Raw genomic sequence first — 12,259 nt, forward strand, 5'->3', positions numbered from 1 at the left:
GAAGATGAACGCGCGTCGTCAAGGTTTTTTAATCGCTCGCGTTCAAGCGCGATCGATCAAATAAACGCATGTCGAAACCCGTGCCGTGGCATCCGGCGATCATCGCCGGCAAACGGATCGATCCGGACAGCAAACTCAGCGGATCACGAAGGAATAAAGCTGCGATTGCATTCGTTCAATCAGCGCAATGACCTTCGGTCATCAGAGAGGTGCGGTCATGAAATCGGTGCTTAAGGTATTGCGCGCCATGATCGGCGGCGCGGCATTGGCGAGTCTCGTCGCGAGTCTGGCCTCATGTGGCGGCAGTGGCGATAACGGCTCCGGAATGAACACAACGCCGCAGACGTATACCGCCACGGCACTCGTGTCCGACGGCGCGGTTCCGGCGATGCATACCGACCCGAACCTGAAAAACGGCTGGGGCGTCGCGTTCAATCCGAAGGGTTTCGTCTGGGTCGCGGACAACGCGACTTCGCTGGCGACGCTGTATGACGGCAACGGTGTGCCGCAATCACTGGTCGTCGCGATTCCGGGTGGTATTCAAGGAGCGGCTAATCCGACCGGCATCGTCTTCAACGGCACGTCCGACTTTGCGGTCACGCAAGGCGCGAAAACCGGTGTGGCCGCATTTATCTTCGCCGGCGAAGGCGGCACGATCAACGCGTGGGCACCCGCGGTCGCGCCCACGACCGCACTGATCATGTTCGACGGCGGCACCCTCGGCGCGGTGTACAAAGGACTCGCGCTGGCGAGTAACGGCGGCGCCAACTTTCTCTACGCAACCGACTTTCACAACAACCGCATCGACGTGTTCAATCGCAACTTCGTGAGAGTTACGATGCCCGGCAAATTCAACGACCCGCTGCTGCCGGCCGGTTTCGCGCCGTTCGGCATTCAGTTGATCGGCGGCAAGCTGTTCGTGACCTACGCGAAGCAGGATGCGCCCGCGCATGACGACGTCGCGGGCGCCGGCCTCGGTTTCGTCGACATCTACGATACGGCGGGCAATCTGATGCAGCGCTTTGCGTCGGGTGCGCCATTGAATGCACCATGGGGTATCACGCAGGCACCCGGCAATTTCGGCCGCTTTAGCGGTGACATCCTGATCGGCAATTTCGGCGACGGCCGGATTAACGCATTCGATCCGGTGACCGGCCTGACGCTCGGTCCGATCAGTTTGCCCAACGGCAGCGTGTTTGTGCAGGACGGCTTGTGGGGCATCGCGTTCGGCAACGGGCTCAATAATCAGCCGGTCAACACGCTGTTTTTCGCCGCGGGGCCGAACGACGAAAACGATGGCGTGTATGGCCGCCTCGACGTGAAGATGTGAGATGCGCGGCCGCGAATCATGTCAGTGCCGCATTTCGCTTTCTTCGCCGTAGCGCATGCCGTGCGCGGCGATCAAGCGGTACAGCGTCGCGCGTGAAATGCCGAGTTCGCGCGCGGCCTCGGCCGAGCGGCCGCGATGGCGCAGCAGCGCGAGTTCGATCGCCTGCCGTTCGGCGACTTCGCGCGCCTGTGCGAGCGTCGCGGTCGACGTCGCCGCGTAGGCGCCGAGTTCGAGATCGGCGGCGGTGATCGAGCGGCCTTCGGACATCACGATCGCGCGCCGCACGCGATTGATCAGTTCGCGCACGTTGCCGGGCCAGTCGTACGCATGCATCGCCATGATCGCGTCGGCCGCGAAACCATGCAGACGCCGGCTTGCGTCCTTGCGATAGCGTTCGAGCACGTGCAGCGCTAGCAGATCGATGTCCTTGCCGCGCGCGCGCAACGGCGGCTCGTCGATGCGCAGCACACACAGCCGGTGATACAGATCGGAGCGGAAGCGCCCTGCTTCGATCGCGGCATCCATATCGACGTGCGTCGCGCAGATGATGCGTACGTCGACTTCGACCGGGCCTTGGCCGCCGAGTCGATCGATCGTGTTTTCCTGCATGAAGCGCAGCAGGCTCGCCTGACTTTCGTACGGCAGATCGCCGATTTCGTCGAGAAACAATGTACCGCCGTTCGCGCTTTCGACACGGCCGACGCGCCGTTGATTCGCGCCGGTAAACGCGCCGCGCTCATAACCGAACAGTTCCGATTGCAATAGCTGCGGCGGAATCGCGCCGCAATTGATCGCGACGAACGGCGCATCGCGGCGCACCGAACGCGCGTGGATCGCCGCGGCCGTCAGTTCCTTGCCGGTGCCCGATTCGCCGGAAATGAAGACGGGGGCATCGGTTGCCGCCACTTTCTGGATCGAGCGGAACAGTGCGAGCATCGCGTCGCAACCGCCGATCATTTCGCCTTCGGCGCTGGACGTGTCGAGATACGCCGGTTCTCCGAGCGAGATCATCCCGCACGCGTGGCCGATGGTATCGACGATGCGCGTATTCGCGGCCGGCAAGGTGACGTAGTCGAAGCAGTAGTCGCGCACCAGCCGGCGCGTAATGGGGTCGTCGAGTTGCGGGGTTTCGGCGATCGCGACCCAACCGATGTTGGGCAGCGCGAGGCAGCTTTGTAGCGCGGATGCATCGTGCGTTTCGAGCACGCTGGCGAGATCGATGAGACCGCCTGCCGGCGCACCGTCCTGCACCGCCTGCCGCACGTCGCGAACCGAGTCGATGACGTCGACTTGCCAATCGCGGTTCCGGATATCCGCCAAAAGCTGCGCGGCGGGATCGCGCGTGAAATAGATCACGCGCCTCGGATAGGCCTTCACTTTCTGCATTGCTTTTGAATCTCCAGTCGGGCCGATCATACGTGCCGATACTGGAGTTTCAACGCAGCTTGACCATATTTAATGATTGGTTCCGCTATTGGCGAAGTGTGACCTTATCTGGAGCATGTCGATGCAAACGACGGCAGTTCGCAATTTGCCAGGTTTGCCGAAATGTAACTCTGATGGATACCTATTTGGACTCATCTGGCGAGATATTTTCATGCGATTTCTCGAGCAGTGCGACTAGGCTCTTTTCGCGCGCAACGGCCTGAAAAAGCGGCGAATCTCGGCCGCGAGCAACGCCGGTTTTTCCATCGCCGCGAAATGTCCACCGCTGGCCATCTCGCTCCACTGCACGACATTGAAGGTTCTATCGAGCCAACTGCGTGGCGGATGATTGATCTCCTTCGGAAACAGCGCGAAACCGAGCGGCGTGTCGATGCGTTGGCCACCGGTAAAACGCATCGGTTGCAGGCGGTTTTCCCAATACATCTGCATGGCCGGGCCGATGCACTGCGTGAACCAGTACAGCGAGATATTGGTGAGCAGTTCGTCCTGCGAGAACACGGTTTCGATATCGCCGCCGCAATCGCTCCACGCACGAAACTTTTCGCCGATCCACGCAGCGAGCCCGACCGGCGAATCGTTGAGCGACGCGGCTACCGTCAGCGGCCTGGTGGCATGCTGATGCGCGTAGCCGCCTTCGAGCGCGGCCCAGTCGCTTTTCTCGCGCAGATAGTTTTCCTCGGCGGCCGTCAGCGGCTGCTGCGCCGCTCCGATCGCCGGCTCGTACGAACTCGGCAGGAAGTTCAGATGAACGCCGTCGACCGCTTGCGGATGACGCGCGGCAAGCGCGATCGATACGCCCGCGCCGAGATCACCGCCCTGCGCGCCGAAGCGTTCGTAACCGAGCCCGCGCATCAGCGCGGCCCACATGTCCGCGACCTGAAACGCGGACATGCCGGCATGCGCGGGTGCCGGCGAAAACGCGAAGCCCGGCAGCGATGGCGTGACGACGTCGAATGCATCGGCCGGATCGGCGCCGAAAGCAGCCGGGTCGCACAAGTGGTCGAGCAGTTCATGAAACTCGAAGAACGAGCCGGGCCAGCCATGCGTGATCACGAGCGGATAAGGTGCAAAGCCGGGCGTTATCGCGGCGCCGCGCCGATGCGCGAAATGCACGGTCTGGCCGCGTACGTCGGCGAGAAATTGCGGCAGCCGGTTCAGTTTGCGTTCGGCCGCGCGCCAGTCGAACTGGCCGGCCCAATAGTCCGCGAGATCGCGCAGCCACGCCGGATCCACGCCCTGCTGCCACGCAGGCGCGGGCGTGGCCGGCGCCCAGCGGGTCGCGCGAATGCGGCGGCGCAGATCGTCGATGTCCTGTTCGGCAATGGCAATCTCAAACGGTTCTATCTGCATGGCGGTTCATCCGGCAAGGGCAACGGTCGGCGGAAATGCGCGGCGCTGGCGTGATGCGTGATGCGTGCGCTTTATCGCGAAGTGATTCATCGTACGCGCGTTGGACGAAAGCCGGATAATGAGCGTCCTTATTCACCGACAGGAGATTGATGCGATGTCCGCTTACGAATCCAAAGTGCCGCGCGTGCTGTTGACGAACGACGATGGTATCGACGCGCCCGGGCTTGCCGTGCTCGAAGCGGTGGCCGCCGAACTCGCGCACGAAGTGTGGGTCGTCGCGCCGGAGCACGATCAGAGCGGTACGTCGCATTCGATCAGCCTGCACTCGCCGCTGCGCGTGAGCCGCCAGGGCGAGCGCCGTTTCGGTGTGACCGGCACGCCCGGCGACTGCGTGGTGATGGGCGTGCGCCATCTGATGCGCGATACGCCGCCGACGCTCGTGCTCTCCGGTATCAATCGCGGTGCCAATCTCGGTGTCGAAACGATGTTCTCCGGCACCGTCGGCGCGGCGATGACGGGCCTGTTGCTCGGCTTGCCGTCATTCGCGCTGAGCCAGACTTTCCGCGACCGCGAGCAGGTGCGCTGGGATACCGCGCGTACGCTGGCGCCCGGTGTGATCCGCCAGTTGCTTGCGATCGAACATGCGACACCGACCTGCCTGAACATCAATTTCCCGGATGTCGACGCGGCCGATGCCGGTCCCCTCACGCCGTCGCGGCAAGGCGCGGGGCTCGTCGAAGACATCGACGTGCTGCCGCAAGTCGACCCGCGCGGCATCGCGTATCACTGGCTGCGTTTTCAGCGCGGCACGCGCGCCAACAAGCCCGACAGCGAAACGGCGGTCGTTGCGGCGGGCCGTGTGTCGGTCACGCCGCTCGCGTTCGATCGCACCGACGAAACCACGTTCTCGCGACTCACGGCATCATTGCGCTGAAGTTCGTCGCGAACGCAGCGCGTGGCGCCGATCTTTTCCCGCGCTACACCAGCGGCCCCTCTTCCGGTTTGCGGCGCATTGCAACCACGATCGAACTGCCGACGATCAGCGCGATACCGAGCAACGACATCGCGCCGATCGTCTCGCCCCACACCAGATAACCGAACAGCGCAGCCCAGACGATGCTCGTGTAGTTGTACGGCGCGAGCGCGCCGGCATCGGCCTCGCGAAACGCCATCGTCATCAGCAGTTGTCCGGCTGTTGCGAATGCGCCGAGCAAGGCCATGATCGCCAGTGCCTCGAACGACGGCGTGCGCCATGCGAATAACAGCGATGCGCCCATCACGATCGTGCCGACAGCCGTGAAATACAGTACCGTGGTGCCGGAATCGTCGTTGGCGTGGATGCGCTTGATCTGGATGATCGACAGCGCGCCGCATAGCGCGCTCGATATCAGCAGCACCGGGCCGAGCCAACTGGAATGCGAACCGTCCGGGCGCACCACGAACAGCACACCGACGAAACCGACCGCGGCGGCGAGCGCGTCGCGCGGCTTCAGCGTTTCCTTCAGCAGCAGCGGCGCCAGCACGATCACGAGCAAGGTTTCGGAATAAACGATTGCCACCGCCTCGCTGAGCGGCATTTATGGCAATCCGGCGAAAAAGAGACCCGACGCACCGAGCAGCGTCAGGGCGCGAATGGTCTGTCCACGCACATCGAGTTGCCGCAGACGCGCCGTGAGCGGCTTGCCACGCAGGCACAGCGCCACCGCTGGAAACAGCCCGAACAACATGCGGAAAAACGTCACCTCGTTGGCCGGATAGGCGAGCGCGACGGATTTCGCCAATGCGTCGACGAGCGCGAAACAGAACATCGACACGAGAATGAGCGCAACGCTGCGTAGCGGCACGGCGGTCGGGCGGACGGCGGCGAGAGGCGGCATGAAGGGTCCTGTGGGGCACGGCGACGAGTCTGCGCGATGACTGGGCTCGTCGCGCCGATGCGTTCGCGAAGGTTTGATTATGCCCGTGCGTTTTGCGCGACTGCTGGTTTTGCGCGCTGAAATGATGCCCTTACGCCGGGCAAAAAAAACGGCGCGCGGAAAATCCGCTACGCCGCTTTTTCAGATGGGCTCTCAAACCCGCATTACGTCAAACCGCGTAAATCTCCCGGTTATCCGCCAACGACAAAAACTCCCCGCTCTTGCCGTCGAGTGCGAGCATCTCGCCGCTTTCGATATTGAAGATCCAGCCGTGCAGCCGCAGCGTCTTGTTCGCGAGCCCGACGGCAACCGACGGATGCGTGCGGATATTGCCCAACTGCGCGATCACGTTGTCCTTGACCAGCGCCGACAGACGCTCGGCATCCGAGCAGTAGTGGCGCGATGCGTTGATTGCCTTCGCGGCATCCGCGTGACGCAGCCAGCTCGCAACCGCCGGCATATGTTCGAGATTCGTGCACGTCGAAATCGCGGTCATCGCGCCGCAGTTCGAATGGCCGCAAATCACGATGTCCTGCACGCCGAGCACGGCCACCGCGTATTCGACGGTAGCCGACACGCCGCCCGGTTCCGGGCCATACGACGGCACGATATTGCCCGCGTTGCGGATCACGAACAGCGACCCCGGCTCCGTCTGCGTCAGCAGTTCCGGCACCACGCGGCTATCCGAGCAGGTCACGAAAAGCGTGCTGGGGCTCTGCGCGGTCGACAGACGCTTGAACAGCGCGCTTTGCTGCGGAAAGACCTCGCGTTGAAAGCGGATCAAACCATCGATGATTTCCTGCACGATATTCTCCAGAGAAACGGGGCGGCGAATTATAGATTGCCGCGACTATACCGCAGCCATCCGATCGTCGCGCGAATCATCGTGCTAATCGCGAGGCGCGTCAGCGTGCCGGCCGGCACGCATCTGCATGCGCCGATAATGCGCCTTTACCTCGTTTCAACTGTGCAATCGAACGGCGCGGTAACCGGCCGGAAAGCCAACCGCGCCGTCGAAACAGCGCGTCTCAGACCTTGTCGAAATCGCGTGTCTCGAGTTCCACGGACCGTCCGCCGTTTCTTTCGAGCACCCGCCGTGTCGCATTTTCAATGCGCGCACGATTTGCCTCGAAGGTTCCCACCAGATCGTGAGCCGACGGGCCCCCGTTGCCGAAGTGACTATTCAGCGCGTCCAGCGATACGCTGCACCACACATCCGTCCCGTCCACATTGGCTTCGAAGGCGACGCGCGCGGCGGCTATTACTTCACGGCGTCCGGTGAATTCGATCCTCATAATGGTCCTCCATGTGTCGAAAGGGAAACCTGAGTGCGCAACGGCCGTGCCAAACCGGCCGGCCCCGCGGATAGGCAAATCCGCAGCGCGCATTCTCCGCAAGGTGCATACTGCACACCGGCCGCCCCATGCGGCCGCGCCGACGCAGCGTCGCGGCAAGGCCTCCTCCGGGCCGCCGGACGCGCCCAACACAACGATACTACGCCCTTCATGTCCGCCAGCCCCGAAAGCAGCCCACAACCCTCTTCCCCGCGCCGTACCCAGACCTCGCGCGGGCTCGTGATCGCCGCCGTGATGGCATCGATGGCGATGGTCGCGATCGAAGCGACCATCGTCTCCACCGCGATGCCGCAGATCGTCTCCCAACTCGGCGACCTGCATCTATATAGCTGGGTGTTCTCGTCGTTCCTGCTCACGCAGACCGCGACGACCGTGATCTTCGGCAAACTCGCCGATCTGTATGGACGCAAGCCGGTGATCCTCGCCGGCATCGCGGTGTTTCTGCTCGGCTCGGTACTCGCCGGCTTCGCGTGGTCGATGCCGGCGATGATCGCGTTCCGCCTGATCCAGGGTGTCGGCGCGGGCGCGATCCAGCCGGTGACGCTGACGGTCGTCGCCGATCTGTACCCGGCGCGCGAACGCGGCAAGGTGCAGGGCTATCTCGCCAGCGTGTGGGCGATTTCGGCGGTGATCGGGCCGATGGTTGGCGGCTTCATCATTCACAACCTGTCGTGGGCGTGGATCTTCTGGATGAACGTGCCGATCGGCATCGCATCGGCGGCGGGCTTCATTCTGTTCCTGCGCGAATCGGAGCGGCACGCGAGCCCGTCGATCGACTTTGGCGGCGCCGCGCTGTTCATGGCCGCGATCGCCGCGCTGATGATGGCGCTGACCTACGGCGGCGACGACGCGCTGACACCGGCCGCAATCGCCGGCGCTGTGTTCGTGCTGTGCCTGCTGCTGTTCGTGTGGCAGGAGCGCCGCGCGGCCGAGCCGATGATCTCGTTCGCGCTATGGAGCCACCGGCCTATCGCCGCGTGCAACAGCGCAACGGTGCTCGCCGGCATGATCCTGATGGGCGCGACCACGTTCCTGCCGATGTACGTACAGGGCGTGCTGCAACGCTCACCTGTCGTGGCCGGCCTCGCGCTGACGATGATGATGGTCGGCTGGCCGACCGGCGCGACGTTCGCGGCCAAGTCGTTCCATCGCCTCGGGCTGCGGCGCATCCTGATCGGCGGCAGCGCGTTCGTGCCGCTCGGCGCGATACTGCTGCTGTTTCTGTCGCCGGGCGTGTCGCCCGTGGTCGGCGCGCTCGGCTCGCTGGTGATGGGCTTCGGCATGGGCACGTCGAGCGTCAGTTCGCTCGTGCTGATCCAGGAGATCGTGCGGGCGGATGAGCGCGGCAGCGCGACCGCGTCGAACCTGTTCTCGCGCAATCTCGGCAGCACGCTTGGCGCGACGCTGTTCGGCGCGGTGCTGAACTTCGGGCTCACACATTCGCAGAACCTGGCCGTCGTCACGTCGGACCAGTTGAAGGCGCTGTTGCAGAACCGCGCGGCCGATCTCGGCGATAGCGATGTGGTGCGGCTCGTGCTGCATCAGTCGCTGCATCTGACGTTCGTGTCGATCTTCGTGATCGCGCTGTTCGTCGTCGTGCTGCTGGCGCTGGTGCCGCCGATCAAAATCGGCGGGGACAAGGCGGTGCCGATCGAGGCGCTGTCGCCGCTGGAGGATTGAACGGTGTGTGTGCGCGCGGCGAATGCGCGAAGAAAGTGGTTTGCCGCGTCTTCGTTGCCGTTGCCGTTGCGATACGTCCCATGTACGCGCACGAACTTTCGCGTAGGCGTTACGAGCGACCGGCAGGCAACGTCGCCATAAAGAAATCACGCACCCGCGCAGCCGTTTGCGTGTGCACCGCCGCGCGATCGACGCCCGGCCCGTCCTTGCAGATCATCGCCAGATGCTCGACCACCGCGGGCTCGCAGACGTCCATGAAGGTGTAGTGCGACGCACCGGGCACGATCGTGACCGTCGCTTGCGGCATCAGCGTGCCGAAACGGCGGATGTTCGTATCGACCGGCGCGGTCACGTCGGCGCCGCCCGCTAGCAGCGCGACCGGAATCGTCACGTCGGCGAACGAAGCCGCGTCGAATGCTTCGCCCAACGCGGGCGCGATCGCAAATGCCGCCTTGATGCGCGGATCACGATACGAGTCGCCCGAGCGTGCGCGCGAGGCCTTCGCTTCCAGCGACAGCGCGTCGAGCGTGAGCCCGGACGCGCCCGGTTCGCGCGCGAGCCTGGCTGCCTCGGGCGGCTTGCAGATCGCGTCGGCCTCAGGCGACGTGCAGAAGCGTTCGAACGCGGCCAGATCGGTGCGCGCGCCCGCCAGTTCCAGCACCGTATAGCCGCCGAGCGAAAAGCCCAACGCGCCGATTCGCGCTTGATCGATATGGTTGCCGAAGCGCGGATCGGCCAACACGCCGTCGAGCACTTCGCTGACGTCGGTCGCGCGTTCCCACCAGAGCATGAAACCGTCGCGCGTCAGCGGCTCCAGCGCGGTATTGCCCGGATGATTGACGCCCGCGACGATATAACCGTGCGCGGCCAGCGACGCCGCCAGCCAGTCGAGACTGTCCGCGCTGCCGCCCGTGCCGTGCGACAGCAGCAGCAACGGATAGCGCGCGTGCGCATTGGACAGCGGCGCATCGTCGGCGGCTGGATGGCCGGTGAAGATCGGATGATCGGGCTGGCCGAAATCGTGAGCGGTCTCGGGTTGTTCGACATCGGCCGGATACCAGATGCGCGTGATCAACGCATGCGTTTGCGCGCCGCGCCAGTTGCGGTCGATCGTGGGATGGAAGACGCGCATGGTTTCGCCGACGTGCCAACTGGTAGGGTCGGTTTGGGATTGGGCTTGAGTCTGACGTTGAGCCTGAGCCTCCAAAGACGCTTGCTGAGCCACGGCATTCACCGCCACCAGCGCCAGCGCGGCGCACGCCAACGCGCCCCCGATCGACAACGCAAACCCGCGCGAACGCGCGGCACAGCTTCGACGCAGCATGGTCAGTCCTTGCGAATCGGAATCAGCAGATCGGTGATGCAGGTGTGTCGCGGGCTGACATCCGGCGCGCTTCGATACAGTTCGAGCGCCGGACGCTGATCGCGCGCATAGCCGCTGCGCGGTAGCCAGCCGCTATAGAGCGCCCGGAAGGTCGGCGAGATCAGCGCGTAGGGGCCGACCAAACGGTGCACCGCATACAGGCCGCCGGCGAGCCGCAGCGGCTCTACCTGCTGTTGCGCGTACTGTGTGTACTCCGCGTGCCCTTCCGTCTCCGTCTGCGCAGGCGGCGAACGCACATCGTCGAGCCGCGCGTCAGGCACGCCGGCAATCCCCGCGTGATACCGAAAGCCGCCCGGCACGTTGCCATCGCGCACGCAGATGCCAACACGCTGATGCAGCGGTGAATCGTCCGTGCAGCGCAGCATCGTCATCAGCGTGCGGAAGGTCTGGCCGATCGTCGCGACCGGCCCGTCATGGCGAAGACTGAGCACGTCGAGCGGCGCGAGTTCGCTGACTTCGACGGCCGGCAGATCCGGCACGCCACTCGCGTTGCGCGTCGCGGCGCATGCCCGCTTCGCACGCCGCCGCGCGGACGAAGCCGGCGGCGCAGCAAATAGCGAAGACGCGCCGGGCACAGCGGCCTCGCCACCGGGATGCGCCACCAGATGCCGCTGGCGCGCCCTGAACTCGCTCGGCGACACTCCGGCAAAGCCGCGAAACGCCCGCGCAAAAGCCTGCGCGCTGTCATAACCGGCATCATGCGCGACCGCGGTCACCTGCGCGGCATCGGTCAGACGCTGCGCAGCCTCGGCCAGCCGCAGCCGCTTGACGGTCTCGACGACACTTTCCCCCATCACTGCGCGATAAACCCGGTGAAAGTGATACGGCGACAGATGCGCGACCGCCGCGAGGCTTTCGAGCGTATGCGGCGCGCCCGGTTCGAGCAGGATGGTCTCGACCACGCGAGCAATCCGTCTGCGGTAATCACGTTCGGTGCTGGGTTTCATCATCGCGCCAGGATAGCTGGGACTTCGCGGCAATGCGGTGCAGAACTTGCGGATTTTCGCGCGGAGTGCGGAAACCGGCGCTTAGCCAGCGCTTAGCCGGTGCTCAGTCGCCCTTCGCGTACAACGTCGACTCCGCGAACCCCTCGGCGGCCAGCACCTGCCCGACCAGAATCAGCGCGGTCCGCTCGATCGCAGTGCCCGCCACCTTGCCGACGATATCGTCGAGCGTGCCGGTGATCTTTTCCTCGTCGGGCCAGCTCGCGCGATAGATCACCGCGATCGGACAGGCGCCGCCGTAATGCGGCCGCAATTCCTCGACGATACGCGCAAGGTGCCGCACACCGAGATGAATCGCCATCGACGCGCGATGCCGCGCCAGATCGGCCAGTTGCTCGCCGTCGGGCATCGCCGTTTTGCTCGCATAGCGCGTGAGGATCAGCGTCTGCGAAATGCCGGGCAGTGTCAGCTCGCAGCCGAGCGTGGCCGCGCAGGCCGCGGTCGCGGTCACGCCGGGCACGATCTCGTACGGAATGCCCAGCTCGCGCAGCCGGCGGATCTGCTCGCCGATCGCGCCGTACAGCGAAGGATCGCCCGAATGCACGCGCGCGACGTGCTGCCCCTTCGCATGCGCGGCGGCCAGCAGCGCGACGATCTGGTCGAGATCGAGGTCCGCGGTATTGACCACCAGCTCCGCGCGATGCCCTTCGAGCACCGCGGCCGGCACCAGCGAGCCCGCGTACAGGATCACCGGACAACTACGCACGAGGCGCTGCCCCTTCACCGTGATCAGCTCCGGGTCGCCAGGACCCGCGCCGATAAAAAACACCGTCATTCGTGACTCCAGTCTTGAT

10 protein-coding genes and 1 pseudogene are annotated in these 12,259 nt (G+C 64.5%); 3 read left to right on the top strand and 8 right to left on the bottom strand.

All coding sequences use genetic code 11. The features are described from left to right. Positions 1-217 precede the first annotated feature (217 nt). Positions 218-1,330 (top strand): TIGR03118 family protein, encoded by a 1,113-nt coding sequence (locus tag L0U82_RS25805; protein ID WP_233835618.1) that lies wholly within the window; start codon positions 218-220, stop codon positions 1,328-1,330. Between the two features lie 21 nt (positions 1,331-1,351). Here L0U82_RS25805 and L0U82_RS25810 read toward each other — a convergent pair whose 3' ends face one another. Continuing rightward, a complete protein-coding gene (locus L0U82_RS25810; RefSeq protein WP_267929687.1) occupies positions 1,352-2,716 on the bottom strand; it encodes a sigma-54-dependent transcriptional regulator in 1,365 nt (454 codons plus the stop codon). A 234-nt stretch (positions 2,717-2,950) separates the two neighbouring features. Beyond that, the gene (locus tag L0U82_RS25815; protein WP_233835619.1) at positions 2,951-4,126 is read right to left on the bottom strand and encodes an epoxide hydrolase family protein; all 1,176 of its coding nucleotides are present in this window, start codon (positions 4,124-4,126) and stop codon (positions 2,951-2,953) included. A gap of 154 nt (positions 4,127-4,280) precedes the next feature. Between L0U82_RS25815 and surE the strand changes: the two genes are divergently transcribed. Continuing rightward, on the top strand, positions 4,281-5,060 hold the full coding sequence (gene surE, locus L0U82_RS25820; RefSeq protein ID WP_233835620.1) for a 5'/3'-nucleotidase SurE: 780 nt from the start codon (positions 4,281-4,283) through the stop codon (positions 5,058-5,060). A 43-nt stretch (positions 5,061-5,103) separates the two neighbouring features. On the opposite strand, the pseudogene L0U82_RS25825 reads toward surE, so the two are convergent. The 3 genes and pseudogenes from L0U82_RS25825 to L0U82_RS25835 all read right to left on the bottom strand — a co-directional run bounded on the left by L0U82_RS25825 (position 5,104) and on the right by L0U82_RS25835 (position 7,337). Next, positions 5,104-6,003, bottom strand: a pseudogene (locus L0U82_RS25825) (DMT family transporter). A gap of 208 nt (positions 6,004-6,211) precedes the next feature. Further along, positions 6,212-6,847: a carbonic anhydrase gene (locus tag L0U82_RS25830; RefSeq protein ID WP_233835621.1), complete on the bottom strand. Its 636-nt coding sequence runs from the start codon at positions 6,845-6,847 to the stop codon at positions 6,212-6,214. A gap of 223 nt (positions 6,848-7,070) precedes the next feature. Further along, on the bottom strand, positions 7,071-7,337 hold the full coding sequence (locus tag L0U82_RS25835; RefSeq protein WP_233835623.1) for a DUF1488 domain-containing protein: 267 nt from the start codon (positions 7,335-7,337) through the stop codon (positions 7,071-7,073). Positions 7,338-7,547: 210 nt separating this feature from the next. Between L0U82_RS25835 and L0U82_RS25840 the strand changes: the two genes are divergently transcribed. Then, the gene (locus L0U82_RS25840) at positions 7,548-9,077 is read left to right on the top strand and encodes an MDR family MFS transporter (RefSeq protein WP_233835625.1); all 1,530 of its coding nucleotides are present in this window, start codon (positions 7,548-7,550) and stop codon (positions 9,075-9,077) included. A gap of 109 nt (positions 9,078-9,186) precedes the next feature. Here the strand turns inward: L0U82_RS25840 and L0U82_RS25845 are convergent, their stop codons facing one another. The 3 genes from L0U82_RS25845 to cobM form a co-directional block, all read right to left on the bottom strand. Next, positions 9,187-10,401, bottom strand: coding sequence for an alpha/beta hydrolase family protein (locus L0U82_RS25845; protein WP_233835627.1), 1,215 nt, complete (start codon positions 10,399-10,401; stop codon positions 9,187-9,189). 2 nt (positions 10,402-10,403) lie between these two features. Next, complete coding sequence (locus tag L0U82_RS25850) at positions 10,404-11,411, bottom strand: AraC family transcriptional regulator (RefSeq protein WP_442793665.1); 1,008 nt, start codon at positions 11,409-11,411, stop codon at positions 10,404-10,406. 100 nt (positions 11,412-11,511) lie between these two features. Next, complete coding sequence (gene cobM, locus L0U82_RS25855; protein WP_233835631.1) at positions 11,512-12,240, bottom strand: precorrin-4 C(11)-methyltransferase; 729 nt, start codon at positions 12,238-12,240, stop codon at positions 11,512-11,514. Positions 12,241-12,259: the final 19 nt, after the last annotated feature.

Origin of the sequence: Paraburkholderia sp. ZP32-5, from assembly GCF_021390495.1 — a bacterium.
In the GTDB taxonomy this organism is placed as follows: domain Bacteria; phylum Pseudomonadota; class Gammaproteobacteria; order Burkholderiales; family Burkholderiaceae; genus Paraburkholderia.